This is a genomic window from Pedobacter sp. T50_32 (assembly GCF_057652195.1).
In genome coordinates, this window is sequence record NZ_JBYFBY010000001.1 from 810993 (window position 1) to 836784 (window position 25792).

Genomic DNA, 25792 nt, shown 5'->3' on the forward strand with positions numbered 1-25792 from the left:
GTTAATTAAGCAAGGCCGTGGATGCGGCCTTTTTTATTTTGAAAATTTCCGTATTCAGCATTTCGGTAACGATAGCCCTGCTGTTCGCTATTATTCCCGATAAAAATCGGGATATAACCGCTGCCATCAGGTTTAATTAACAAAAATCCCTGCTTAAAACACAATTGCGTTATCCCTTTCCAAAATTTTTGGGGTAGGTCGTGAATTAAATTTAACTGGGATAGATGTTGTTGATGTAGGTTTTTCATTAATTTAGTTACTATCAACCTTTGAAATAATGTCCGAAAAATTCAAAAATAAATACCGAATCCCATCGGTTCGTGCTTGGTGGTGGAATTACGGTGCAAACGCTGCATATTTCATTACCATCTGCACAAAAGATAGAATCCATTATTTTGGAAATGTGGTTAATGGTGAAATGAATCTATCTGCTATTGGAAAAATTGCCCAAAAATGTTGGCAGGATATCCCGCAACATTTTCCATTTGTGCTATTGGATGAATTTGTGGTGATGCCCAACCATATCCAGGGGATTATCATAATTGATAAAATGGATATTGATTTGCATCCTGTCGTACAGACGCAAAATTTTGCGTCTCCTGATGATATTCTATCTTGCTATTCAAATGACATGCAAAATATTTTATCTCTTGATTTACCCAAAGAGACACAAAATTTTGTGTCTCTACAGGATAATGCTGAAAACAAATTTGGACCACAATCACGAAATATGGGATCCATTATTCGCGGATTTAAAATTGGCGTTACGAAAATTGGCCGTGAAATAAACCCAAATTTTGCATGGCAACCAAAATATTACGACCACATTATTCGAAACCAAAATGCACATGAAAATATCGTAAATTACATTAGGAACAATCCATTTAACTGGGAAAAGGATAAATTCTTTAAATAGAGAATTACAAAATCTCGTTATGCAATGAACTGATTCCAAACTTAGTGCACAAAGTCTTGTTTTCTTTTAGTCAATTGTTTGTCATTCCCGTACGGACGGGATAAAATCGGAAATTAACCTATCTTTGTATATCAAACCGCCTATTATGTACAGTTCAAAAATTGCCGGCATCGGACATTATGTTCCAAAAAATGTATATACCAACAACGATTTATCGCGTTTCATGGAAACCAATGACGAATGGATACAAGAACGTACAGGCATAAAGGAGCGTCGCTTCGCAGATCGGTACGAAGAAACGACTACCACAATGGGCATCGAAGCCGCTAAAGTTGCCATGGAGCGAGCAGGTGTTACTAAAGACGATATCGATTTTATCATCTTCGCTACGTTAAGTCCAGATTACTATTTTCCTGGTTGTGGTGTTTTGCTGCAACGCGAAATGGGGATGAAGGAAATAGGTGCTTTAGATATTCGTAACCAATGTTCGGGCTTTGTATATGCACTTTCAGTTGCAGATCAGTTTATTAAAACTGGCATGTACAAAAACATATTAGTGGTAGGCAGCGAGAAACATTCCTTTGCAATGGATTTTGATACCCGCAGTCGTAACGTATCGGTTATTTTTGGGGATGGCGCAGGTGCAGCGGTTTTGCAACGAGCAGAAAAAGAAGGACAAGGAATTTTAAGCACACATTTACATAGTGACGGTGCCGATGCAGAGATTTTAGCAATGCATTATCCAGGAGCTCACGCCAATAAATGGTTAAAAGACAAGCCTGGTTTTCCAGACCAAGAGTTAGGAGGACTTTTCATTACTACCGAACAAATTGAAAGTGGTGCGGCATTACCTTACATGGATGGGCCAGCGGTTTTCAAAAAAGCAGTGGTTAAGTTTCCGGAAGTTATTAAAGAAGCATTAGCGGCAAATAATTATACCGCACAAGATATTGATTTGTTGGTGCCACATCAGGCGAATTTGCGTATCAGTCAATATGTGCAACAGTTGCTCGGTTTAGCTGACGACAAAGTATTCAACAACATTCAAAAATACGGCAACACCACAGCGGCATCTGTGCCAATAGCGTTAAGCGAGGCTTGGGAAGCTGGAAAAGTAAAAGATGGCGATTTAATTTGCCTAGCAGCATTTGGCTCTGGTTTTACTTGGGCAAGTGCTTTAATAAAATGGTAATTTGATTTACGAGTTTAGATTTACGAATTACGATTGTAAGTTTGCGTTCTTAACGGTTTGTGCTTAACAATCTAAATACTGGAATCTAAAACAAATACTAACAATGTTCAAAATAGGAGACTACGTTCGTTTCATCGACGAAAAGAGAGAAGGATATATTACTAAAGAAATTGACGATATCACTGTTGGTGTAACAGATACGGATGGTTTTGAAATTCCAGTGGCTAAAAGCAATTTAACTTATGTGCACGGGCATCACGCCAATGCGGATACAGCGAACAATGCGATGCCTGCGCAACAGGTAGATGAAAAGTTTGTAGAAGATGGGATATTTTTGGCAGTTGCCGAAGACAACAAGGCTTCTGTAGTGGCTCATTTCACTTTGGTAAATAGAACTTCTTATCAGTTATTGTTATCTTTAAAAACAGAAAAGGCAGGTATTTACAAAGGCGAATTTGCTGGAGTGATACAGCCTAAAAGTAGCGTACAGGTTTATACAGCCAACCTCGGTGATTTAGATAACTGGCCTAATTTTACATTTCAAACTTTGTTCTTTTCATCTGGTAACGTGAAGCCCAAAGCTTCTTTACAGGTAGAAAAGCGTTTCAAATCAAAGGATTTTAGTGGGGCTAAAAATCAAATTACAGAAATTAATAAATATGGCTGGTTGCTTAGGTTAGATGAACCTACTCTCGTAATTGATGCACAAAAATTGAAGGAAAGTTTCTTCAATGTAAAGGAAGATAAACCGAAAGTTGCCAAGCCACAACAGGAAGTAGATTTACATATCGAAAAGCTGAGAGACGACCATCATTTCTTATCACAAAGTGAGATACTCAATGTGCAATTAGCACAATTTCAAAAAACTTTAGATGCTGCCATAGTCCACCAAATACCATCCATTGTAATTATTCACGGGGTAGGTAATGGCACTTTACGCGACCAAATTCATAAAACAATCAGCAAACATCCGCAGGTACGTACCTTTATGGATGCCAAAAAAGAAAAGTTTGGTTATGGTGCTACAGAGGTGATTTTTAAGGTTTAGGGACTGCCAGCGTATTGCCGTAAAACGAATTTAGGCTTTTAATTAAATTGTCATTGACAATTCCATTTTTAGTGGAAAGTTGATAACCCATTTCATTTAATAGGTGATAACCTTCTTTAAGTAATTGAAGATTGTGAAATTCGATAATTAAGATTGGTTTAAAGGTTTTGATAGTAGATGTTGCACCTTTTAAGAATTGTATTTCAGCTCTTTCTATATCAACTTTTATAAGGTTAGGAGGACTTTGTACATGTTCTGGTAGATATTCGTCTAAGCTCTCGGTGATACATTTTTCCACCTTTTCCGTTTCATAACCCTCACGGTCTAAAGTGCCCATCATGGTTTCTCCAATATAGATATCTATTTCCTCTTTTTTATTGGATAATCCAATGGGATGAATTTTAACAACACTTGACAACTTGTTTGCATCGACAGTTTTTTCAAGAAAGTTTTTTGCAACGCTTTGTAGCAGTTCGAAAGCATGTACTTTTCCATTATTACCCACTAGCTTAGCAAACAATAAGCTAGTATAACCAATATGAGCACCTACATCGTAAACTGTATCTCCTTTTTTGATGTATTTTTTTGCAATTTCTGCCACCCACGTTTCATCGAAGCCAAACATCATTCTTGGAGATATTTGAAAGGTCGTAAATAATTTCATTCCCTTAATTGGTCCAAATGGAATGGTGTAAAATTTCGGCTTGCTACTGAAAAACGAAGAAATAAGCCTCTTAATAAAATGAACCATTTTAACTTCCCTTAGCGCCTCTAGTCATTTGCTCCAACATATCCCACATTTCTGAAGGTATTGCTTCTAATCCATTCATTTGACCAGCGCCTTGTAACCATTCGCCACCGTCAATAGTAATCACTTCGCCATTGATGTAATTGGAAAAATCGCTCACTAAAAAAGCAGATAAATTGGCCAGTTCCTGATGGTCGCCCACACGTTTCAATGGTACACGGTTTTTAAAATCGAATTTTTCAGCTAGGTCTCCAGGAAGCAATCTATCCCAAGCGCCTTTAGTTGGAAAAGGCCCTGGAGCAATGGCGTTAGTTCTAATTCCGTACTTGCCCCATTCTACCGCTAGAGAGCGTGTTAATGCCAATACACCGCCTTTTGCACAAGCCGATGGAACTACATAGGCAGAACCCGTGAAAGCATAAGTGGTCACGATGTTCAGTACACTTGCAGGTTGCTTTTCCTTAATCCAGTGCTTGCCGAACGCTAAAGTGCAGTTTACAGTGCCTTTCAATACAATATCAATAATACTTGAGAAAGCGTTTGCCGATAAGCGTTCGGTAGGAGAGATGAAGTTTCCTGCTGCATTGTTCACTAAAACATCAACGCTTCCAAATTTTGCTAGCGTTTCTGCAAGTACATTTTCAACCTGTGCGTTATCTCTAACATCACATTGTACGGCTAAAACTTTACCGCCTGTGTCGGCTTCCATTTCTTGAGCTGTCTTTTGCAGAACTTCTAACTTACGACTGGTAATTACCAAATTAGCACCTAGCTTTAAGAAGTAAGTGCCCATCGCTTTGCCTAAGCCTGTTCCGCCACCGGTAACTACAATGGTTTTTCCTTTTAGGGCATCGTCTTTTAACATTGGTTGATTGTACATAAGATTTGAGTATTGAGATGTGAGATATGAGGACCTTGCTTCAGAGGTAAGAAGGTCAACAATTCAGCAATAAAACAATTTAACAATTAAGATTTTGGCTTCTGCAATCCGTCTATCAATGATTTTAAAATAGCCCTCGTACTTGGTGACCACCATTGTTTCAGCATGATTTCTAAATCTTCGCTTTGGTCGCCGCTGGTTGCAGCAATGATGCCTTTTCGCAAGTTCAATTTGCTTTGCTGCCAAGTGTTTGCTTCAAAGGCCATATATTTTCGCACTTTTCTTTCAGCAGCAGTCATGATGCTTTCTGGTTTTACTACATCATCTACTAAACCAACATTTAATGCTTCCTCTGGTGAAAACAATTTGCCTTCTAATAAGTTACGATAAGCATTAGCTTGGCCTAACCAAAAAGAGTACAACGAAAAAATACTGTTAGGAACGATAATCCCTACAGGTACTTCATTTAATCCGATAATGTATTTGCCTTCTGCCATTACTCTTGCATCGCAGGCTAGTGCAATTACGCAACCACCAGCAGGACTATGGCCATTGATTGCGGCTACTAAAGGTTTCTTGAATGCAGTAATTTTCGCACTGAAGTTAAGGAACAAGTGCCAAAAGCTCTTAGCTTCTTCCTCATTGTAGTGATAAAGCTCAATTAAATCTAAACCTGCAGAAAAGAAATTTTCTCGTCCAGTAATTACCACTCCACCAATGTTATCATCATTTTCGATGTTATGTAGCATATCACTCAATTCCGTAACCATTTCTCGGTTTAACGAATTGGATTTGCCTCGATTTAAAGTGATAATGGCAAGTTTGTCTTTTACAGATGTGGAAATTGTATTCATACCTCTTAGCTCTACGTTTATATTCTTATAAAGCTAAGAGGTTTGGATTTATTATGCAAGCATAAAATTGATAAGCTCTTATTTTACTTCGTAAGTGAGTACTTTTCTTCCGAGGTTTCCATCCGCATTTATGCCTTCGATTGTAATTTTGTAAAATCCTGGAACGGTGAGATTAGTATATTTTATCACCGCTTTGCCTTCCTTGTCAGTAATTATATTGGGATTCCAAAAGATGGTTTTACTTGTATTTTTCTGAATAGGATTATTTTCTTTTTTGCCGAAATCTGGAATTGCTGAAAAGCCTTGAGAGGTAAACAAAAGAGGCCGACCGCCAGCAGTAGAGTGTTGATTTTTTTTATTACGATCTCCTCGTTTGGTTGTAACGATAATTAAGCCCCCTGATGCGCCATAAATGGCGGAATATGCAGCAGATTTTAAAACTTCTAGACTTTCGATGTCATCTATAGATACATTCGTAATATTTTCAGCAGATGTTTCAACGCCATCTAACATAATCTTAACCGGGCTAGGACTTGACAGCATGCCCCCTTCATCTAGACTGCTTACATTTCTTCTTAAATAATATTTTAGTTCGCTCGTATCTTGGCCAACACGTTGTAATGAGGGTACATGAATATCTATAAAATGTGGTAGCGACATCGATTTCTCCATATCTTCCGCATTAAATATATGATCGGCCATACCTGGGCCATTCATATTTGAAGATCTAGGGGATGCTTTGTTGACATTGCCAACAATTTCTACCTGTTTAAGTGTATTGGTTTTTGTAGCGAAACTAGGTGTTTGTGCTTTCGGTATAATTGCCTGCTTGGTGGTAGTGTCGGTAGTCGAAACTATATTTTTCAAACTTTGATATGCTTCAATATCTGCTATGTTATCGACGGTGTCTAGAGAGATAATATACTGTCCCTTGGCTTTAATTGCAAATTGGGTAGCATCTAAAAAATGAGGGAGAGAAAAAGAAAAGCGACCATCATCGTTAGTAACGGTGTCCATTGTAATAAAGGGTGCTGTAATGGAATATAGGGATAAAGGGATTTTTTTAGCTGCTTTTTTATCTTGCTCTACTTTTCCACTTATTTCCAATCCTTTTTCTGCTTTATACTTAATGTCAAGATTAGGATTATGTTTTCTTGTGACATTGCTAAGCACAATTTCGTCATTTTTTTTCCAATCATTAGTCAGACTAATTTTCTGATTTTCGTTTATGTCTAGATCTGAGCCTAAAAGTAAATTGTTAAAAATATTTGGACTGTTTGTTGAAAATGCCTTGTCGTTGTAATTGATGCTTATAGATAAACTACCCTGCGACGCTACATTACCTTGATGTGAAAATAATGGTATCGACATTTCTTCTGAAGGTTTATAGGTAGCTTTTAGTTCGTCGATATTTATTGAAAGTACATTTTTTGGGTTGTCAACAAATACAGGTCTTTCACATAAAATTCCATGTTTTGGAGAGTTGATAGTAAGGATTACAATTCCAGACGGGATACTGCCGATAGGAAGATTTAGTAATGCCGCAGGTTTATTTGATGCTAATTTGTTGGATAAGATGACCTCGCCGTTTCTCTTTAAATCCATGCTAAGTTCTTCAGTTCCGATTAAATCTGGACTTAAATGTATTCGCATAGAAATTCTAGCTGTATCAATATCTCTAACGCTAATTTGTACGCCAGAGCTTACCACTTCAGGTAAAGTGAAAGTTTTTGTTTGACCGTTTGAGAGCACTAATTGAGAAGAATAGACTTCGCCGCTTTTAGCTGTTAAATAAAAATGACTAAGGCGTCCATCTGTAATTTGAAAGGTTGCTATTTCATTTTTATTTTGGTCAATTACGGAACCTTTAGCATTTGCAACGTGATGTGAAGCTTTTACTACTACTTTCTGTGGAATGCCGTCTAATAATTTTCCGCTTTCCGGATAAAAAGATAATTCAAGCGGTTCTGTTACTTTCTCTTCTATTTTTTTATGAGGTACGAGCGGCAAATTGAAGAAAAAAGACGATTTATCATTTCTCATCCAGCGTGTATACGCTCTAAGGCGATAGCTGCTGTTGGGCTTTAAGTCTGCCGTTTTAAACATACCCCAACAAACGCCGCTCTGTAAAGCTAATTTAAGTTGTTTGTGGAGACCAACGCTTTCTTCAATAAGATCGACATAAAGCACCCCGCTAGTATTGGTGGGTAAATTGTCTGAAGAAACAACGTAAGCTTTAAACCACACTTCATCGCCTATGGTGTAATCCGTTTTATCTAAATGTAAGTATACTTTCTCAGGCAGATAATGGGTGTCAGATTCTCTAATTTGAGTTTTCGGCTGTACGGTATTTTGAGCCACTGAGGACATTACCAGAAAAACAATTAAGAACACCGTAGTTGTAAAAAGCTTTCGAGCCATGGTACTGTTATTTTACTTCATAATTTAACACTTTTCTTGCTAAACTTCCATTCACATCAATTCCTTCAACTACTATGCGATAAACTCCAGGTACATCGGTATTGAAATAACTGATTTTTGCTTTCCCGTTAGCATCACTCACCATTTGTGGCTCCCAGAAAACGGTTGTTCTTAAGTCGGGTCTACTATCTGGTTTTACATCATATTTTGGCGAGTAAAATTCTCTAACAACACTAAGTCCTTTTGGCGTAAAGTTAATTAAGCCTGGGGTGTAAGTATTTACTGACCTTGCTCCGTCACCACGCTTAGTGTTAATTACAATAACCCCCGAACCACCCTGCATACCATAAATAGCAGTAGTTGCAATGCTTTTCAAGATTTCTACAGTTTCTATATCCTGTACAACAATTTCATCTAAATTAAAATCTTCGCCACCTAAATTCATCCCATCAACTATTATAGCCATTGGGCTTTGGCTGCCTCTAGCGAAAGCTTGACCATTTCTGATTTGCACACCTGCAATACGTCCCTGCAAATATTGTGAAAGCGAGAAAGCTGTCTCTAAATCTTTGGCAGTAAATACAGCATCGGCATTGCCAGCGCCACCCAAGTTAGAAGTATTGTAGGTAGGTTTCCGTTTCTCTACAATATTAACAGCATCTAACAAAATCGTTCTATTTAATAAACCTCGTTTGGTTTGGTCGTCAAAATATTTGCTGCTTTCTTGTAGGTAAGCGGCCAAGGCTTGATTTACATTTACCTCAATATCGCCAGTATTTGGGTTTTTACTAGTGACCATTCCAGGTACTTTATCCATCACAATATCTACAAACTTCCTGTCCTTCTCTGTACGGGCTTGGACCACAAATTTGGTGCTATCCAAAAACTCGATATCGAAATTGAAACGTCCTTTGTCATCTGTCAAGGTATCGGTCATGAAAAATCCGCCAGTAAATGAAACAAGTGATACTTTACCTTTCACCACAGGTTTGCCACTTCTGGTTACCGTTCCACTAACCTGCAATTTTTTCTCTACCGGAAACTTTGGAGGTGTTTCTACTCCACTGTTAATTTGTTGCCAATCAATTTTTCTCCAGCCTTGCGTAAGTAAAAGATTGTCTAAATCGAATCTTGTATTTCTGTCGTTGTTAAGGAAATAATAGTTTGGTTTTTCAACGTAGCCAACCAAATCAGAGGTTAGCAATAGCTTGGTGAGGATGTTGGTTTCATTCTCAGGATCTGGTTTTACAGCAGCTATATTGGTAATTGCGACAGAAAAACTGCCTTGCACCGGTTTACCACTATTGCTAGCCGCCAGAGATAGGTCTACTTTTTCTCGCTTGCCATAGCTGGCCTTTAAATTTTCTGGTTGCACGTCAATTTTGTCGTGCAAATTATTTACAAATACTATACGCTCATTCAAAGGAATAAACGTTGAAGATAAAAGCGAAAGCTGTACAATGCCCGATGGCAAACTATCTTTTGGTACAGTTAAAGCAACTACCTGCTTGGTAGAAGCAACCTTGGTTGAAAAATAGACAACACCATTGTGCTGCGCAAGTAAGTGGTATTCTTCTTTGTTCAAAAGATCTTCAGTAAAATAAACTTTGATAGACATTTTGGTGCTATCTAGATTACTGACAGAAAGCACACGTCCACTTTTTTCTGCAACAGGCAGGCTTACTGTTTTCTTAGTTCCATCTGCAAAAGTTAAATTCGCTTTGTAGGTTTGTCCAGCAGTTGGGTTTAAGAAGAAGGATCCCATTCCCAGCTTATTGGTTTCTAATTTTGAAATCTCGGTGCCCTCGTTATTAACGATCATACCGTTAGTCAATTCTCCCAATCCGTTGCTATTTACCGATTTGATGGCTACTTTGTTCGGTAGGCCCTCAACCAACTTACCGCCTTCAGGGAAAAATTGTACATCTACTTCTTTTGAAGTGGTTTTTAACGGGATTTCTTTGCTTACTACCTGTTTGTTGGGCAAAGTGATGTTGGCAATAATTTGACCGCTTTTTAAAGCATCTGGTTGTTTGTTTACCGTTTCAATGGTAATTTCTCCTTGTGCATTGGTGGTACCTTTTCCTCTTTCTACCGTCTTGTTGTTTAATTTAACTTCGTAGTTTACTTGTGTACTGGTGTAAGGGATATTTTGTTTATCGGTAAACTGAATAGTGGTAATAACTTTTTGCTGGTTGTTTTCGGAGCTAACTACATTGCTAGATTTTGTAAAAACCTTATTTGCCCACGAGTTTCCTATTTTAATGGTTTTATCGAAGAAGAAATTTTCTCCCGCGTTTCGCATCCATTGTGTGTAAGCCCTCACTCGATAATTTCCTTCGCTAAGCGAATCGGTAAGTTTAAAATCTCCCCACGTAATACCGCTTTTCATTGGGAGCTTTAATTGTTTGGTTACCGAGTCTTTTTCGTTAATTAGCTCTACATAAAGCATACCACTAATGGTTGACGGTAAGCCTGTTTTAGCATTGATGGTATAGGCTTTAAACCAGATATCATCGCCTATGGCATAATAGGGCTTATCCATATGCAGATAAACTTTTTCTTGGGCATTTTTGCTGGTTAGCTCATCAAGTTTCTTGGTAAAATTGCTAAGGTTAGCATCTTGCGCTTTTAGTGCAGAAGCGCCAACTAAGCTCATAAATACAGTGCCTAACACAGCGAGTGCTAAGCGTTTTGAAAGCGTAATATTTTTAATTTTCATTTGTCTGTGTATTTAGTTTGCCAATTTAAGCGTGCTTCTTGAATGTCTTTTTTGTTGATATATTGGCAATTAACACCTCAAGTTACAAAAAGCAAGTTCTAAATTGTAAACTATAGACTATTATTTTAGTTACAAGGTTCAAAAAGACTTAAAAAATGTTTTTCCACATCATGCTCTCTACTGGACGGGTGGTTTTGTGGTTGTATTTGGCATTAGTTTTAGTGTTGTAAAGGTTGGCAATTTCGCCGTCTACTTTAAAGTAAATCAGCTGTCCAATAGGCATGCCCGCGTAAATACGTACTGGTTGTGCGCAAGAAATTTCCAATGTCCAAGTATTGCAAAAGCCAACATCGCCTTTGCCAGCCGTTGCATGAATATCAATTCCTAGTCTTCCTGTACTACTTTTCCCTTCTAAAAACGGGATATGTTCATGTGTTTCCGTATATTCTACTGTAACGCCTAGATATAAGGTTCCTGGCTGTAATACAAAACCTTCTTTCGGAATTTCGAAATGTTCTATTTTGTTATGTGCTTTGGCATCTAAAACACGGTCTTTGTAGGTTGCTAAGTATTTGCCCAAGTGTACGTCGTAAGAGTTGGTGCCTAAACATTCTGGTTTAAAAGGTTCTATAATGATGGCGCCTTTGTCTATCTCTTCAAGTATCCGTTTGTCCGATAATATCATTTTTAAGTTTTTTGGACTAAATTATGATTAATTTAAGATACTTTTGCATTGATTTTCTAATTAGAGGATGCCCGTAGTTTTTGATTTAAAAATTGATGAACATACCGAACTTGCGGTATGGAAAATTGAAGAGAGCCACAACCAATTGATGTCTGGTCTTCAGCTTAAACAGCACGAACTCGAAAAAATCGATTCTTTTAAGAGCGAAAAACGAGCCTTGCAGTGGTTGAGCACTCGTTTGCTACTCCGTACCATGCTAAATACCAGAGAATATATCGATTGCCAAATGGACGATCATGGTAAACCGTACCTGGTAAATTATGATTATCATATTTCATTGAGCCACTCTTATGATTATGCTGCCGTGATGATTAGTAGGGATGCTGATAAAAAGGTTGGTTTAGATATGGAGATGATTAAGCATAAGATAAAATTGGTTAGACATAAATTTCTATCGGATGTAGAGTTGGCCCAAAAACAGATTGGCGATAACATAAATGGTTTGTACGTGTGTTGGTGTGCAAAAGAGGCAATTTATAAATGGCACGGACGAAAAGAACTGGAATTTAAACGAGATATCCATATCAAGCCATTTAAACTAAGGGACGAAGGCGATTTAACTGCTTTGGTTAATTTGCCAGAAGGTACAAAGGAGCTGGAAGTAAACTACTTTAAAACCGAAGACGGCTATATGTTGGGTTATGTGATAGGATAGTAAATAGTTTATAGACGATAGTTTATCATCAATTGACCATTAAACTATTAACCATCAACAAAACAATGAACAAAAAAGTAAAATATATAGATTGGGGCTTAACTGATTATCAGGAAGCGTGGGATAAGCAGGAAGCTGTTTTTAATGAAACTGTTGCGTTAAAGACGAAGAACAGAACCGAAAATACAGCTGTAGAAACACCCAATTATTTGATTTTTAATGAGCATAGGCACGTTTATACCTTAGGGAAAAGTGGTAAGCCCGAAAATTTGTTGCTAGATGAGCAAGGACTGAAAGATAAAGAAGCAACTTACTATAAAATCAATAGAGGTGGCGATATTACCTATCATGGCCCAGGGCAAATTGTGGGTTACCCGATACTAGATCTAGATAACTTTTTTACTGATATACACCTGTATTTGCGCACTTTGGAAGAAGCTGTTATTCTTACATTGGCCGATTACGGCATTGCAGCTGGTAGATATGAAGGTTATACTGGTGTTTGGTTGGATGCAGATAACGAAAAGGCCCGAAAAATTTGTGCTATGGGTGTGCGTTGCAGTCGCTGGGTAACTATGCATGGCTTTGCTTTTAATGTAAATGCAGATTTAGCTTACTTTAAGAATATCGTGCCTTGCGGTATCGATGATAAAGATGTAACTTCTATGCAGCGAGAATTGGGCAAACCATTAGATATGGATGAAGTGAAAGCAAAGCTGAAAGGCCACATTGCCAAACTTTTCGCCATGGAACTGATTTAACACCAACAGCTCTAAAGCTAAGCTGCGTTACTTAAATTCATTATCTTGCGTTAATCTATTAGCGCGACAATGAAAATTCTTTTAACATTTCTGTTTCTACCTTTATGTGCCTTCGCTCAAATTAAAATAGAAGGTAAAGTAATTAATGCTGCAACCAAACAGCCAATCCCCTATGTAAATTTGGAAAGCTTTAAGTACAAAATGGGTACACAAAGTAATCAAGATGGTGAATTTACGTTCGAGCTCCCTCAAGGCAAAACTTCAGATACTATCAAAATCTCATGTGTAGGCTACTCGGCCAAGTATATTACGAACTTAAAGTCGAGTGCAGCAACTGTTTACGAACTTCTTCCAGCATCAATCACTTTAAGCGAAGTAGTGATTAAAAAAGGCAAAACTGTTTTAAAAGAGGTTGGGGTTTTAGAAAAAACAGGCAGTAATTTCAATCCTTTTAATGAACGACTTCGTAGGTCGGGAGTTCAAACGGCTGTTTTGATGAAGAATGAAGAAAAAGGTGCAGGAATAGTTAAAAGTGTTCATTTTTTTATAGGTAGGCATAAATACAATGCACCTTTTAGAGTAAGATTGTACGATAATGAAAAAGGCTTTCCAGGCAATGATCTTTTAGGGAAAAGCCTAGAACTAGTTGCTACAAATAAAAATGCTTGGAATGAGTTCGATATTTCTGAATATCAAGTTAAAATTCCTAAAAAAGGTTTTTATGTAGCTATAGAATGGCTTGCTAATGAAAAGTTTGCTTCTGTAAGCAATACTTTTCGTGAAGTAGTTGATGTGAATGGTAAGAAAAAGAAAATACCTAAACCCTTCACTTACTATGGCCCTGAGGTTGCCCATAGAATAGATTCGTCATATGGGTTAACCTATCGGAAATTTCTAGGAACTGATTGGTTTTTACATAGAGCAGGTGTTGTACCCAAAGATGGCGATCGAAGTAAAACTGGTTTCGCAGACATATTGGTAAAATCGAGCATTGAAATTATCGAATAATTTAAACGATTTAGTGCTAAGAAAAATATTTACGTAACATTTTGATATTTAGGCATAAGTGCTAACTTTATCTTAACTAAATCAAAAACTAAAAAACACTAAATTATGGATTATTCATCTGATTACTCTTCAGGAGGAGCAGGCATTTTGGCAGGCATTTTAGGAACTCTATTAATTATTTCTTTAGTACCTTCTATATTTTATCTGGTGGGCATGTGGAAAACATTTGAAAAAGCAGGCAAACCAGGCTGGGCAGCACTTATTCCAATCTACAACATCTATATTATGATAGAAATTGTGGGTAAGCCAAGCATTTGGTTGTTATGGTGCCTTCTACCTTGCGTTAACATTGTTTTTTCAATTTGGCTTATTAACCTTGTAAGCAAAAGTTTTGGTAAGGAAGAGGGTTTTACTGTTGGCTTGGTTTTGTTAGGATTTATTTTCTGGCCTATACTAGGTTTCGGTAGCGCAAAATATATTGGACCATCTGCAGCAGAGGCACAACAAGGTCGCTTTGGTAATGGCTTTGGAAATCCAAACGATCCATTTAATCAACCACCGCAAAATCAGTTTTAATTGCTGTTAAGTTTAAATATCTTTAAAATATCCGCTTTGCTTATGTTGCGCAGAGCGGATATTTTTTTGCTGCCCTGTCCATTTAAGTATCTGTTCGGTTTCGACTGTCCAGGTTGTGGATTTCAGCGCTCGGTAATTGCTTTGCTTCAAGGGAATCTATATCAAAGTTTCCAACTTTACCCGCCAACAGTTCCGTTTCTAATTAGCTTGATCGCTGGTCTTGGTGCTTGGTTTTTCAAATCTAATCAGGAGGCGAAATGGCTTAAGGCGATGTATTTTTTTACCGGTTTTGTTATTGTGTTCAGCTATATTTACAAAATGCTATTTCAGCGTGTGCATTAATTATGGCTAACAAAAAAACTTATTTGGCATTAGGCGATTCTTACACCATTGGTGAAGCTGTAGAGCATGAAGAATCTTTTCCTTTTCAGTTAACGCGGTTGTTAAACGATACGGGGCATCAATTTGAGCAACCCAAAGTAATTGCCAAAACAGGGTGGACAACCGACGAGCTTCGACACGCCATTCAACAGGAGCAGATTACCGAAACCTTTGATTTGGTAACTTTGTTAATTGGTGTAAATAACCAATATCGTGGTTATTCGCAAGAAACCTATAGGGCAGAATTTGCCGAGTTGTTGGAAACAGCCATCAGCTTTGCTGCGGGTAAAAAGGAGAATGTTTATGTGGTTTCTATTCCAGACTGGGGCGTAACCGAGTTTGCCAAAAATAGCGGCAGAGATTTGAAAACCATCAGCGACGAGATCGACGCCTTTAACCGTATTAACGAGCAGGAAACTGAAGCGCAAAATGTAATTTATGTAAATATCACTCCAGGATCGAGGCAGGCCATAAAAAAGCAAAACCTTATTGCTGGCGACGGACTTCATCCCTCTGGGAAAATGTATGCAGAATGGGCTACGTTAATTGCCGAAAAGATCCGTTAGACAATTAGATCTTCATTCTGTAAAGCCCATTTTAGTAAAGCATTATTCTCATCCACCAAGTTTAGTTTGCGGCAAATCTTGTGGCGGTAATTTTTAATAGTATACGGACTTAAATACAGTATCTCTGCAATTTGTTTAGTGGTTTGCCCTTTTAAAATCAACCTTACAATAGCTAATTCTATATGGTTAATAGGTAGTGAGTTACTGGTTCGTTCACCAAATTTGGTTTGTAAGGCGATGGTGTTTTCCACTAATTTAATTGCGGTGTAAATCTTAGTTTCATCTACAGGTTTTACAATGTAGTTGAGAGGTTTGGTGGCCAGTGCTCTCTCAATGGTTGCTTTAGATTGATAAGACGTGATGTAAATCGTCCCAAATCCATAGGTTTGCTGTAATTCACTAATGATTTGGATGCCGTCTTCCTGTTCATTTAAGTTGATGTCGCAAAGTACCAAATGCGGCAAAAAGTCTTTCATCACTCCCTTTACCTCATTCAAATTGATGGCGAGGGCGGTACTACAGTTGAAGTTGGCCTTCAATTGTTGCTCAATAAATCGTGCAATAATAATCTCGTCTTCTATAATCAGTATCCTCATTTATGCCTATTTAGGAAAGTTGAAAGTGTAAGTCAAGCCCTCATTATCGGTTACCTCTACTGCTCCTTTCAATTGCCGAGTGAGGTCGTTAATTAAAGAAAGACCAAAACCATTATTGGTAGCATTTTTAATTCCTATGCCGTTGTCGCTATAGTTCAAAAACCAATGTTTGCTTTTTGAAGAAACGCTAATATTAATTTTGGGCGATTGATGGGCAGCAAAGGCATGTTTAAAGGAATTGGTGATCAGTTCAGAAACAATAAGCCCAAGCGATAACCCGGTTTTAGAATCTAAAATCAGTTGGTCATCTATAGCTAAGTCAATTTCCACATTCTGTTTATCGAGAAACATACGCTTAGAGTGTGCGGCAATTTCTGAAATAAACTCTTTTAAGGATGTGCTGTTAGGCTTAGCATCAATCAAAGGATTTAGACTGTCGTTAACTAACATCATGGCCTTAATTCTAGCTATGTTGTCTTTCAGCACATGTAATGTTGATGGTTCTGCAACTGAGCTTAGCTGTAGGCTATTTAAGCTGTAAAGTAATTGTAGGTTGTTTTTTACGCGATGGTTCAGTTCGTTCATCAGCGTTTCAATGTGCTGATTTCGTTGATTTAGCTGTTCTGTTCTCGAAGCTACGCTGCTTTCTAAAATCTCATTCTGATGTTTCTGAAGCAGATTGAGTTCATTCAGGTAGTGCATCTTGTCTTTTTCGTTCTTTCTCAATCGAGCGTTTAATCCGGTAAGAAATATCAGTACTACGCTAATGGAAATAACTTTTGATGCTATTGGCGTTAATAAATACAGTTTTTCGCCCCAAATGCTAATCGTTATGTTAAAGAAAATAGTGGTAGAAAAGTATAAGACTAAACCGTAAGCCAAATAACGCTCTTGTTTATCGAGTTGTTTCCAAAGCTTACAGACCGTGTAACTTGCGTAAGTAATTGGTATAAATGAGAATAGGATGTTGATTTTTGTGCTAAGTTTATAATTTAGGGTGAAATAATTGATTAAAAATGAAATAACTGAAATTGCTACAATTGCTATAATTAATGCCTTGCAATACTTGTATAGTTGTTGGTTTTTTGTTTTGATATTCCATGAATCGATAATGAGAAGAAAGAGGCCAATTAAGCCTATATGCAAGAAGGTTTGTATGCCAAGCCAACTGTTTTGAGGATGGTTAGGGAAAAACCAATCGATAAGGTATCTGCTTAAGGCGATGTCGTAAAAATAGAATCCCAATGCAAAAAGTGCCAGCCACAAGTAAGGTCGATACTTTGTAGAAAGCCACGAAAGCAACACGTACAAAATAAGTAGAACAGAGGCTCCCTGTAACCACAGATCTATGAGTTCACTTTTTGCCTTTGCTTCCAAGAAATCATTTTTATTGCTCAATTGAAAGTCTAGAATTGGTTCATATTTCTTTACATGCGTACTCTTTATTAGCAGTTGATAAGTAACATCTTTTGCTAGATCTACCGAAAAATGAAAACGACTATCTGTTGAATGGATTTCTCTCAAAGGCCTAAATGCTCCGGCTTTGCGGTGGATTAGCGGCGCATTTGGAGTATCGGCACGTAAATAAAGTTCTGCAAAAGTTAGATGCCTAAAAGATACAACCGCTTCTGTATTGGCGCCAGCTTTAAAAGTGGTTGAAAGCCAAAAAGTATTATCGGGTTTAATAGGTTTAAACTGATCGGTCTGTTGAAATTGATGAGAATTTGCCAGTAACGCATCCGCATGGAATAAATTATTCGAATCTTCTAAAATCCTGAAATGTGTTTTGAGTTGAAGCTGGTCGTGATGGTGAAATTCGAACTTGTGTTGAGCTTTCGCCAATGTTGTGAACAAACAAAGGCCAAACGAGAGTAACAGCTTGAAGATAAAAAAGTTATTGCGCATTAACGAAGGGATTCTATCAAGTAATTCCTTGTTTTTCGCAGTATAGAGTGCTTAAAGTTACATTTTTTATTCGCCAACATCCTAAAATGAAGAACAAAATCATTTTCAAATAGAACCCTGGGGTCTATTTTATGGGGAGGTATGTGTGGGTATTTTTGGGCTTTTTATGTACTTATTTCCTCAAATTATTTTTATGATTAAAAAGCATCCATTCATTCCGTCTTCTGCCACTCAATTTCAACGCATTTAAAGCAGAAATATTACATCAAATAAAGATATTTTAAAATAAAAGTTAAACCAATCAAATAGATATGAAGATAATGTTACTCAAAAAAACCTACCTTTTATTAACCCTTTTACTGGCGCTCGGTCTCAGTATGCAATCGCAAGCACAAAGCTTAAAACTTTCTGCAAAGATTGTAGCAAGCGATAGAGATAAAGATGATTGGTTTAGCTACAATAGTGTTGATATTAGTGGCAATTATGCAATTTCGGGAGCCTATACAGAAAGCCACAATGTAGCTGGAGGTGCAGAACTATTACGAGCGGGGTCGGCATACATTTTCGAAAAAGAGAATGGTGTTTGGAGCCAAAAACAAAAACTTGTGGCGAGTGATCGGGCTGTAAATAATAGATTTGGTCATGCTACGAGCATGAGCGGAAATGTTGCAGCAATTAGTGCAACAGCATCCGCAAGTGGCTTAGGAGCCGTTTATATCTTTGAAAGAGGCGATAATGGTGTCTGGAATCAGAAACATAAAATTGTAGGCTTAGTTGCTGGTGGCTACTCTTTTGGTGAGAAAATCAAGCTAAAAGGAGATAGATTATTTATTGCCGATCGTAATAATAAAACGAATGCTACCGGCGGTGCTACTGTTGATGGTGCTGGTGCAATTTTCGTTTTTGAGAAGCAGCCTAATGGCACCTGGGCACAACAACAAAAAATTGTACCGAGCGATAGAACGGTAAATGCTTATTTTGGAGAGGTTTTCGATGTTGACGGAGATCGTTTAGTAGTTGGAAAAGAAAAGGAAACTAAAGATTTGCAAGGCGCCAATGAGTTTGTTAATGCTGGGGCGGTATATGTTTTTGAACGAGGTAACGATGCTAAATGGACACAGAAATTAAAGTTTGTCGGACCTGCCGCTGATAGGACTACGCAGCTGTATTTTGGGAGGAAAGTAGCTCTGAAAGGTAACACCTTAGTGATTACAGCAATTGGTGGAAAATCAGATGATGGAAAACCATATCTAAACTACGCCGGTATTTGCTATATCTATCAGAGAGATGAAAATGGTGTCTGGAATTATCATAGCAAAATATTTGCTGAAGATAGAGAGGCACAAGAATATTTTGGAGAGGCGCTCGCTTTCGATGGAACTCACATAGTTGTAGGTGCTCGTAGCGAGGGAGATACACAATCAATGGGAGGTTTTCCTTTTCCGGGAACGTCTAAACAGTATGGAGCTGCTTACTTCTTTGCAAAAAATACCGAGGGGAAATATATCCAAAAACAAAAAATAGTTGCCACTACAAGAACAGAACTTCAAATGTTTGGAGCGGACTTGGCAATGGACGGGGGCAACGTTATTATAGGTTGTTACAGAGATGACACTGATGCCAATGGCCTAAATTCAAAAGCCTTAGCTGGTTCTGCGTATTTATATGATATTGAAATTCCAGCGCCGGTTATAGACCATACCAATGCTTTTATCACCACTTGGGATACGGATAAATTGCCTACCGGATACGCTGTTTCTTTTAATACCACAGGAACTAATTATGAATACTATTGGGAGAAAATAGGCGATGAGGCAAATGCCAACTCAGGTACGTATTTAGTAAATACTAATGCTGTAAGTCTCGTACTTCCACAATTTGCACATGGTACAGGCGCCTACAAACTATATATTAAGCCTGGAAATGGCACTTTCACTGGATTTCAAACCTATGGACACGCAGGGCAGGCAAAAGGATTAACTGCGGTAGATAGTTGGGGAGATATAGCTTGGACAAATTTAATGGGAGCATTTTTAGCTGCAGAAAATTTAACTTCGTTGCCAACAAATGCACCGAATTTAAGCCAAATCACCGATCTGTCGTGGATGTTCACTGGCGCAAGTTTGTTTAATCAATCAATTAGCCACTGGGATGTGAGCAAGGTAGCCAACATGTCTAACATGTTTCTTTCTGCATCGGCTTTTAACCAAGATTTAGGTGCTTGGAATTTAACTTCAGTTGCAAATATGCAGAGGATGTTAAATGGATCCAAATTAAGCAGCACTAACTACGGGCTTACTTTAAAAGGCTGGGCAGAAAGTGCCAATACGCCTAACAATATAATCTTTGGTGCCGTAGGTTTAACCTACCCTGCTAGTTCGCTTCAATACCGCAACGTATTAACCAATAATAAAAATTGGACTATTGATGATGGTGGAGTACTTCCCGTTACTGTTGTAAACTTTAATGCTAGCTTAACAGCAAGCGCCGTAGATCTAAAGTGGACAACCGCTTCGGAAAAAGACAATAACGAATTTATACTAAGCCGCTCGGCAGATGGCAAAACATTTAAAGAATTGACAAGAATAAAAGGTGCGGGAAATTCTAATGAGAACAAAAATTATTTTTATACAGATCGCAATCCGTTAAACGGTATTAACTATTATCAACTAGCACAGCTGGACAATGATGGCCAGTTGAATATTGTAGGGGATGAGGTTGTTAACTTTAAAATTTCATCTGCATCTGTCAAAGTTTTCCCTAATCCTACTGTTCGTGAAATCAACGTTTCTATCCCATCAGAATTTGGAAAAACAGCCGATGTTAGCATTCTAGATATCACTGGTAAAACATTGCACACAGAAAAACTGACCTTGTTACAAGGCGTAGCAAACCATAAACTGAACAACACGCAGTTACCTACTGGTACTTACATCATTAAAGTAAAAGGCGAGCAGAAAACGGAAAGTCTGAAGGTTTTAGTTAAATAAAATCCTATTATTTAATACTCAAAAAAGCGAAGCCTAAAAACTTCGCTTTTTTATTTAAACCGCTCTCGAGGTTAAATAAATATAGTCCGAAGAAACAGTTTTTAAAAATTGCATTTCATTCATCCCCTCTGGGATAGCAATCGCCAAATGCCCTGATACTTTTGCTGCCATTTGGTAAATCAATTGTGTGTTATGGGTAGTGTAATAAGTTCGCACTACTTCGTGGATAAGTTCAATATCGGCATCGCTTAACATGGTTACATTCCCAAACATTGGCACATATTCTTCGCTTTCAAATGGATGAAAAGCGATGTGTTCCATCTTAGTGGCAGGAACTGTTCTAATCAAGGTTGTTCCGGCAACCAAGTCGCCTATACGTTGTTTTTTCTCTGATACCGCAACGCAAATAAAGCCCAACATATTTGCAGTTAGGGTAAAATCAACAATTCTAAAAACCCAGCGAATAAAATACTGACCGATGCTTGCTTGTCCTCCATCTAAGCTTACCACTTTAATTTTTAGTAACTTTTTGCCCAAACTCTGCCCGTTAAAAATCACTTCGCAGAGTAAATCGTAAAATACATAACATACTGCAAATATGATTACCAGGATTACAATTGAGCTATTTTTGAGGGTGCTTTCTATTCCAATAATGGCCAAAGCAATCATTGCAACAAAATAGATAACCATAAACATGGCGAAGTCTAAGAGATATGCCGCCACTCTTTCGCCTAAACCGGCTACCGGATAATCTATTTCTACGTGTTGGCTAGTGTTAATTTTGATGGTTTCCATTATGTCAAATATAAAAATTATAGCCACAGATGCACAGATAATTGTTTTTAAAGAAACAGATTTTATCACAAAGGAGAAATATATTTTTAATTGTAAATCTGTGCATCTGTGGCTAATTTAAAACTTGCGGTGATTTTTTATTGTAGCTTAAGATTTTTGTTTTATTTTAACCAAAAATATCTCCGGAAACAGAAATAGCTATGAAAGAAGCGCTCTTTGTAAAGCAAAATGCTGAAAAGTGGAAGAATTACGAGGCGCTGAAAACAGATAGTCCAGATGAGCTTGCACAGCGTTTTGTAGATATCACCAACGATTTGGCTTATGCTAAGACTTTTTACCCCAAGTCTAAAACTACGGCATACCTAAACGGTTTGGCTTCTGTTTTACATCAGGCAATTTATAAGAATAAAAAAGAGGAGAAGGGCAGGTTTTTTAGGTATTGGAAATTAGAATTACCTCTGCTTTTTTATACCTATCGCAAACAAATTCTTTACTCGTTTATTTTCTTTGTATTGGCAATGAGCATAGGTGCTTTATCTGCCAAATACGATGATCGTTTTGTGCGTTTAATTTTAGGTGATGAATATGTAAACATGACCAACGAAAACATTGCCAAAGGAGATCCTTTTGGAGTGTATAAAAAGAAAAACGAATTTGCGATGTTCTTTCGTATTGCAGCAAATAATACTTGGGTTTCTTTTGTGATGTTTGTAAGTGGTGCTTTGTTTTCTATCGGACCAGTATTTTATCTGTTGCGTAATGGAATAATGGTAGGCGCTTTTGAGTACTACTTTTTCAGTAAAGGTTTGGGCGCAGATTCTATCCTTGTAATTTGGATACACGGAACCTTAGAAATACTATCCATTGTTGTAGTAGGCGGTGCAGGCTTAGTGCTGGGGCATGGCTTATTGTTTCCCAAAACTTATACTCGTTTAGAAGCTTTTAAAAGAAGCGGTAAGGATGCTACAAAGATTGCAGTGGGTATTATTCCGATTATTTTGTTGGCTGCTTTTGTAGAAGGATTTGTTACTCGATATACGGAAATGCCCATCTGGTTAAGTATATCAATATTAGCAACATCATTAGCATTTATGGTGTGGTATGTTGTCATTTATCCATATCAGTTAGCTAAAAGAATAGCCGCACAACCTCAACCTAATTCAAATAATTTATAATGAAGGATAAAGTAGAATTCAAACAAGTAAGGGATTTTGAAGGAATAATATCAGGTACACTTTTATTTATCAAACAGAATATCAAAGCCCTCTTAAAAACCTTCTTTTTACTTTGTGGGTTTTTCATCTTCGGCGGAATGATCTCCAACGTGTTTATGGAACTTCATATTTTAGATGTAGGCCAAGGTTCTAATTACCGTACAAGTATTTGGAGTTATATGGTTGGATGGCGCTATCTTTTAGTGATCGTATTTAGCATATTGAACTACACAGCAATGACTACGTCGGTACTTAGTTTTGTTGCTTTGTATATTGCAAAAGGCAATGTAGCGCCAACTGTAGAAGAGGTTTGGAGTTACTTTAAATATTACTTCTTTAGGGTAATGTTAAGTGTAATTTTAATTTACATTATGTGGGTAATTTGTACTGTGTTATGTCTAGTTCCTGGAATTTACGTTACCCCAGCGTTCTCTATTTTGTTAGCAGTGATGATTTTAGAAAACGCAGACTTTAGCTCTAGTTTTAGCAGGGCCTTTGCATTAGTGAAACAAAACTGGTGGATTACCTTCGCAACAATATTTGTAGTAAGTATTATTACTGTGGTTTTTATGATGGTGATATATGCTCCTGCCTTAATTTTAACAATGGTTAGTGCTTTTACTCAGGGAGACATAAAAATTTTAAAAAGTTACCAGATCGTTACAGCTATTTCACAATCGCTATCGCAAGTGTTTATGATTATACCCTTAGTCTCGATGGCGTTTATATACTATAATTTGGCGGAGCGAAAAGAAAGTCAAGGTTTAATGGGTCGAATTGAGGATTTTGGAAAATCAACTGCTCCTGTAACACATCCAGACGAAGATTATTAATATGCGATTACTGCTCTTAGCTGTTTTGTTGTTTTTTTCGGTGAATTTGCTGGCACAGCAACCACCTAGGCTAATTGTGCGTAAACCCGTAAGCGACTCTGTTGCCCTAAAATTAGATAGCAGTAAAACCCAAGTTCGTGAGTTTGATAATGAAGCTATTCAAAAATATAAGGCAGAAAAGGAATTTCAATATGGTGATGAAGAACCCAAAGGCTTAAACTGGTGGCAACGGTTTTGGCGAAATTTCTGGAGTTGGATAGACAGACTTTTTGGAGAAAGACAGGCTACTAACACAAAACCGTCTGTTTGGCCATTAATAATAAAATACACCACTATTGTAATCTGTATAGGTTTAATTGTGTTTGCTATTTTTAAGTTGGCAGGAGTAGATTTAAAATTCTTAACAGGAAAATCTAAAACTGTGGATGTACCTTACGACGAAAGTTTGGAGAATATCCATGAAATCAGTTTTGATGACGAGATTGAAAACACACTTCAAAATGGGAATTACCGTTTGGCAGTGCGTCTTCTCTATCTGCAAACTTTAAAGAATTTGAGCGATAAAGGTGTGATTGATTGGTTGCCGAATAAAACCAATTTAGCTTATGTAAAAGAAGTACAAAAGGAAGCCGCTTACGATAATTTTGCTAACCTCACCTACCAATTTGAATACATTTGGTATGGCGATTTTAACATCGATAAAGCTACTTTTGGTCAAATACAGCAGTCTTTTCAACAATTTAATGCAGCGGTAAAATGAGTGGATTGAAAAGATATATGATTTTTGGAGCGCTGTTATTAGTGTTTTATCTCGTTGCGCAATACACCAAACCTGTTGATGTAAATTGGGCCACAACTTATTTACCCGAGGATAAAATCCCTTTTGGCACATACATTTTGCGCAACCATGCCAAAGAAATTTTTCCTAAAGCAGCGCAAAAGGTTTACAAAACTGATATTTATGGTACCTTAAAAAATACACCAGAGGATAGTTCAAATTATTTCATCATCGCATCTAATTTAAATGTGAAAGAGCTCGATTTTAAAGAGATGCGAAAGTACATGGAAGCTGGAAATCATGTCTTTATTGCTGCTTTTCAAATGAATGGTGCTTTAGCAGATTCGCTGAAAATTGAACTAGGTTCTGATTTTGATTTTCAGAATAAAACCAAATATCCAATCAACTTTACATCGCCGTATTTGAAGCGAGATATGGATTATTATTTCGAGAAAGGAATTGCTGCACAATATTTTAGCAGATTGGATAGAAAAAGGGCTATTGTACTAGGTAGAAAATATGATCAACATCCAAACTTAATTCAGTATCGATTTGGTAAAGGGAGTTTGTTGTTGTGTCCAAACCCGCAACTGTTTACCAATTACAGTTTGCTAAACGAAAATGGCGCAGATTATGTGTCAAAGGTATTCTCTTATCTGCCGCAGGCTAACACCATTATTTGGGATGAATATTATACCCAACCAGTGGCGAACAGTCAATCCGTTTTACGGGTATTATTTAGTTACGATGAATTGCGTTGGGCTTATTATTTAGCGATTATTGGGTTGGTAGTTTTTGTGTTTTATGAAATGAAACGCAGACAAAGAATTATCCCAATTCTGAATCCTTTGAAAAACAGTGCGGTAGAATTTGCACAGACTGTAGGCAGAGTATACTATCAACAGCGCAATCACCATGATATTCTTGAGAAAAAGGCTAATTATTTTTTAGAATATTTGAGAAACAAGTATCGCCTTAAAACAACAGAATTAGACCAAGAATTTGTAGCTACTCTGATAAAAATTACAAGCATTGATGCAACACTTATAGAGCAATTGATTGCTTATATTAACGCTATTGACAAAATGGATCGAAGCACGAAAATAACCGATCAGTACTTAATCGAATTCAATAAATTAATAGAGCAGTTTTATAAACTAGATAGATAAACTTCGCAACTAACTTCTTTTAGGAGTTGGGGGTTAATA

24 protein-coding genes are annotated in these 25792 nt (G+C 37.4%); 14 read left to right on the forward strand and 10 right to left on the reverse strand.

Going from position 1 to position 25792, the window contains the following annotated elements; translation table 11 throughout:
* Positions 1-5: 5 nt before the first annotated feature.
* A complete protein-coding gene (locus tag AC23ME_RS03570; protein WP_487726369.1) occupies positions 6-248 on the reverse strand; it encodes a hypothetical protein in 243 nt (80 codons plus the stop codon).
* 29 nt (positions 249-277) lie between these two features.
* On the opposite strand from AC23ME_RS03570, the gene AC23ME_RS03575 reads away from it, so the two are divergent.
* The 3 genes from AC23ME_RS03575 (at position 278) to AC23ME_RS03585 (ending at position 3156) form a co-directional block, all read left to right on the forward strand.
* Positions 278-916, forward strand: coding sequence for a transposase (locus AC23ME_RS03575; RefSeq protein ID WP_487726370.1), 639 nt, complete (start codon positions 278-280; stop codon positions 914-916).
* Between the two features lie 145 nt (positions 917-1061).
* On the forward strand, positions 1062-2108 hold the full coding sequence (locus AC23ME_RS03580; protein ID WP_487726371.1) for a 3-oxoacyl-ACP synthase III family protein: 1047 nt from the start codon (positions 1062-1064) through the stop codon (positions 2106-2108).
* Positions 2109-2211: 103 nt separating this feature from the next.
* On the forward strand, positions 2212-3156 hold the full coding sequence (locus tag AC23ME_RS03585; RefSeq protein ID WP_487726372.1) for a Smr/MutS family protein: 945 nt from the start codon (positions 2212-2214) through the stop codon (positions 3154-3156).
* Here AC23ME_RS03585 and AC23ME_RS03590 read toward each other — a convergent pair.
* The 6 genes from AC23ME_RS03590 to dcd form a co-directional block, all read right to left on the reverse strand.
* Positions 3146-3820 (reverse strand): FkbM family methyltransferase, encoded by a 675-nt coding sequence (locus AC23ME_RS03590; RefSeq protein ID WP_487726373.1) that lies wholly within the window; start codon positions 3818-3820, stop codon positions 3146-3148. The genes AC23ME_RS03585 and AC23ME_RS03590 overlap by 11 nt on opposite strands.
* A gap of 88 nt (positions 3821-3908) precedes the next feature.
* Entirely contained in the window at positions 3909-4784 is an 876-nt protein-coding gene (locus AC23ME_RS03595) for an SDR family oxidoreductase (RefSeq protein ID WP_487726374.1), read from the reverse strand.
* 86 nt (positions 4785-4870) lie between these two features.
* A complete protein-coding gene (locus AC23ME_RS03600) occupies positions 4871-5638 on the reverse strand; it encodes an enoyl-CoA hydratase/isomerase family protein (RefSeq protein WP_487726375.1) in 768 nt (255 codons plus the stop codon).
* Positions 5639-5716: 78 nt separating this feature from the next.
* Complete coding sequence (locus tag AC23ME_RS03605) at positions 5717-8059, reverse strand: TonB-dependent receptor plug domain-containing protein (RefSeq protein WP_487726376.1); 2343 nt, start codon at positions 8057-8059, stop codon at positions 5717-5719.
* Between the two features lie 7 nt (positions 8060-8066).
* On the reverse strand, positions 8067-10781 hold the full coding sequence (locus AC23ME_RS03610) for a TonB-dependent receptor plug domain-containing protein (protein ID WP_487726377.1): 2715 nt from the start codon (positions 10779-10781) through the stop codon (positions 8067-8069).
* Positions 10782-10929: 148 nt separating this feature from the next.
* Positions 10930-11466, reverse strand: a complete 537-nt coding sequence (dcd, locus tag AC23ME_RS03615) for a dCTP deaminase (RefSeq protein WP_487726378.1) — start codon at positions 11464-11466, stop codon at positions 10930-10932.
* 67 nt (positions 11467-11533) lie between these two features.
* Here dcd and AC23ME_RS03620 point away from each other — a divergent pair, with 67 nt between their 5' ends.
* The 6 genes from AC23ME_RS03620 to AC23ME_RS03645 all read left to right on the forward strand — a co-directional run bounded on the left by AC23ME_RS03620 (position 11534) and on the right by AC23ME_RS03645 (position 15473).
* Positions 11534-12181 (forward strand): 4'-phosphopantetheinyl transferase family protein, encoded by a 648-nt coding sequence (locus tag AC23ME_RS03620; RefSeq protein ID WP_487726379.1) that lies wholly within the window; start codon positions 11534-11536, stop codon positions 12179-12181.
* Positions 12182-12246: 65 nt separating this feature from the next.
* On the forward strand, positions 12247-12942 hold the full coding sequence (lipB, locus tag AC23ME_RS03625; protein ID WP_487726380.1) for a lipoyl(octanoyl) transferase LipB: 696 nt from the start codon (positions 12247-12249) through the stop codon (positions 12940-12942).
* Between the two features lie 69 nt (positions 12943-13011).
* Positions 13012-13950, forward strand: a complete 939-nt coding sequence (locus tag AC23ME_RS03630; RefSeq protein ID WP_487726381.1) for a carboxypeptidase-like regulatory domain-containing protein — start codon at positions 13012-13014, stop codon at positions 13948-13950.
* A gap of 105 nt (positions 13951-14055) precedes the next feature.
* Positions 14056-14526, forward strand: a complete 471-nt coding sequence (locus AC23ME_RS03635) for a DUF5684 domain-containing protein (protein ID WP_487726382.1) — start codon at positions 14056-14058, stop codon at positions 14524-14526.
* A 42-nt stretch (positions 14527-14568) separates the two neighbouring features.
* Positions 14569-14868, forward strand: coding sequence for a DUF2752 domain-containing protein (locus tag AC23ME_RS03640; protein WP_487726383.1), 300 nt, complete (start codon positions 14569-14571; stop codon positions 14866-14868).
* 2 nt (positions 14869-14870) lie between these two features.
* Positions 14871-15473, forward strand: a complete 603-nt coding sequence (locus tag AC23ME_RS03645; RefSeq protein WP_487726384.1) for an SGNH/GDSL hydrolase family protein — start codon at positions 14871-14873, stop codon at positions 15471-15473.
* Here AC23ME_RS03645 and AC23ME_RS03650 read toward each other — a convergent pair.
* Both AC23ME_RS03650 and AC23ME_RS03655 read right to left on the reverse strand, forming a co-directional pair.
* Positions 15470-16069 carry a response regulator transcription factor gene (locus AC23ME_RS03650; RefSeq protein ID WP_487726385.1) on the reverse strand — a complete coding sequence of 200 codons (600 nt, stop codon included), beginning with the start codon at positions 16067-16069 and terminating at the stop codon, positions 15470-15472. The two genes, AC23ME_RS03645 and AC23ME_RS03650, sit on opposite strands and share 4 nt — an antisense overlap.
* 6 nt (positions 16070-16075) lie before the next feature.
* Entirely contained in the window at positions 16076-17911 is a 1836-nt protein-coding gene (locus AC23ME_RS03655; RefSeq protein WP_487726386.1) for a 7TM diverse intracellular signaling domain-containing protein, read from the reverse strand.
* 374 nt (positions 17912-18285) lie between these two features.
* On the opposite strand from AC23ME_RS03655, the gene AC23ME_RS03660 reads away from it, so the two are divergent.
* Complete coding sequence (locus AC23ME_RS03660; RefSeq protein ID WP_487726387.1) at positions 18286-20964, forward strand: BspA family leucine-rich repeat surface protein; 2679 nt, start codon at positions 18286-18288, stop codon at positions 20962-20964.
* Positions 20965-21018: 54 nt separating this feature from the next.
* On the opposite strand, the gene AC23ME_RS03665 is transcribed toward AC23ME_RS03660, so the two are convergent.
* Positions 21019-21759, reverse strand: a complete 741-nt coding sequence (locus tag AC23ME_RS03665; RefSeq protein ID WP_487726388.1) for an RDD family protein — start codon at positions 21757-21759, stop codon at positions 21019-21021.
* A 200-nt stretch (positions 21760-21959) separates the two neighbouring features.
* Between AC23ME_RS03665 and AC23ME_RS03670 the strand changes: the two genes are divergently transcribed.
* The 4 genes from AC23ME_RS03670 to AC23ME_RS03685 are packed head-to-tail and all read left to right on the forward strand — an operon-like array spanning position 21960 to position 25753.
* Complete coding sequence (locus AC23ME_RS03670; protein WP_487726389.1) at positions 21960-22934, forward strand: stage II sporulation protein M; 975 nt, start codon at positions 21960-21962, stop codon at positions 22932-22934.
* Positions 22934-23806 carry a hypothetical protein gene (locus tag AC23ME_RS03675; RefSeq protein ID WP_487726390.1) on the forward strand — a complete coding sequence of 291 codons (873 nt, stop codon included), beginning with the start codon at positions 22934-22936 and terminating at the stop codon, positions 23804-23806. Before AC23ME_RS03670 ends, AC23ME_RS03675 begins: the two co-directional genes overlap by 1 nt.
* 1 nt (position 23807) lies before the next feature.
* Positions 23808-24566, forward strand: a complete 759-nt coding sequence (locus tag AC23ME_RS03680; RefSeq protein WP_487726391.1) for a DUF4129 domain-containing protein — start codon at positions 23808-23810, stop codon at positions 24564-24566.
* A complete protein-coding gene (locus AC23ME_RS03685) occupies positions 24563-25753 on the forward strand; it encodes a DUF4350 domain-containing protein (RefSeq protein ID WP_487726392.1) in 1191 nt (396 codons plus the stop codon). Before AC23ME_RS03680 ends, AC23ME_RS03685 begins: the two co-directional genes overlap by 4 nt.
* Positions 25754-25792: the final 39 nt, after the last annotated feature.

Excerpts from the sequence above, each read along its gene's own strand:
- AC23ME_RS03590 (WP_487726373.1), bottom strand. The coding sequence starts at position 3,820 with ATGAAATTATTTACGACCTTTCAAATATCTCCAAGAATGATGTTTGGC.
- AC23ME_RS03635 (WP_487726382.1), top strand. The coding sequence starts at position 14,056 with ATGGATTATTCATCTGATTACTCTTCAGGAGGAGCAGGCATTTTGGCA.
- AC23ME_RS03610 (WP_487726377.1), bottom strand. The coding sequence starts at position 10,781 with ATGAAAATTAAAAATATTACGCTTTCAAAACGCTTAGCACTCGCTGTG.
- AC23ME_RS03595 (WP_487726374.1), bottom strand. The coding sequence starts at position 4,784 with ATGTACAATCAACCAATGTTAAAAGACGATGCCCTAAAAGGAAAAACC.
- AC23ME_RS03670 (WP_487726389.1), top strand. The coding sequence starts at position 21,960 with ATGAAAGAAGCGCTCTTTGTAAAGCAAAATGCTGAAAAGTGGAAGAAT.
- AC23ME_RS03645 (WP_487726384.1), top strand. The coding sequence starts at position 14,871 with ATGGCTAACAAAAAAACTTATTTGGCATTAGGCGATTCTTACACCATT.
- AC23ME_RS03600 (WP_487726375.1), bottom strand. The coding sequence starts at position 5,638 with ATGAATACAATTTCCACATCTGTAAAAGACAAACTTGCCATTATCACT.
- AC23ME_RS03665 (WP_487726388.1), bottom strand. The coding sequence starts at position 21,759 with ATGGAAACCATCAAAATTAACACTAGCCAACACGTAGAAATAGATTAT.
- AC23ME_RS03585 (WP_487726372.1), top strand. The coding sequence starts at position 2,212 with ATGTTCAAAATAGGAGACTACGTTCGTTTCATCGACGAAAAGAGAGAA.
- dcd (WP_487726378.1), bottom strand. The coding sequence starts at position 11,466 with ATGATATTATCGGACAAACGGATACTTGAAGAGATAGACAAAGGCGCC.
- AC23ME_RS03650 (WP_487726385.1), bottom strand. The coding sequence starts at position 16,069 with ATGAGGATACTGATTATAGAAGACGAGATTATTATTGCACGATTTATT.
- lipB (WP_487726380.1), top strand. The coding sequence starts at position 12,247 with ATGAACAAAAAAGTAAAATATATAGATTGGGGCTTAACTGATTATCAG.
- AC23ME_RS03580 (WP_487726371.1), top strand. The coding sequence starts at position 1,062 with ATGTACAGTTCAAAAATTGCCGGCATCGGACATTATGTTCCAAAAAAT.
- AC23ME_RS03675 (WP_487726390.1), top strand. The coding sequence starts at position 22,934 with ATGAAGGATAAAGTAGAATTCAAACAAGTAAGGGATTTTGAAGGAATA.
- AC23ME_RS03570 (WP_487726369.1), bottom strand. The coding sequence starts at position 248 with ATGAAAAACCTACATCAACAACATCTATCCCAGTTAAATTTAATTCAC.
- AC23ME_RS03685 (WP_487726392.1), top strand. The coding sequence starts at position 24,563 with ATGAGTGGATTGAAAAGATATATGATTTTTGGAGCGCTGTTATTAGTG.
- AC23ME_RS03620 (WP_487726379.1), top strand. The coding sequence starts at position 11,534 with ATGCCCGTAGTTTTTGATTTAAAAATTGATGAACATACCGAACTTGCG.
- AC23ME_RS03575 (WP_487726370.1), top strand. The coding sequence starts at position 278 with ATGTCCGAAAAATTCAAAAATAAATACCGAATCCCATCGGTTCGTGCT.
- AC23ME_RS03640 (WP_487726383.1), top strand. The coding sequence starts at position 14,569 with ATGTTGCGCAGAGCGGATATTTTTTTGCTGCCCTGTCCATTTAAGTAT.
- AC23ME_RS03680 (WP_487726391.1), top strand. The coding sequence starts at position 23,808 with ATGCGATTACTGCTCTTAGCTGTTTTGTTGTTTTTTTCGGTGAATTTG.
- AC23ME_RS03630 (WP_487726381.1), top strand. The coding sequence starts at position 13,012 with ATGAAAATTCTTTTAACATTTCTGTTTCTACCTTTATGTGCCTTCGCT.
- AC23ME_RS03660 (WP_487726387.1), top strand. The coding sequence starts at position 18,286 with ATGAAGATAATGTTACTCAAAAAAACCTACCTTTTATTAACCCTTTTA.
- AC23ME_RS03605 (WP_487726376.1), bottom strand. The coding sequence starts at position 8,059 with ATGGCTCGAAAGCTTTTTACAACTACGGTGTTCTTAATTGTTTTTCTG.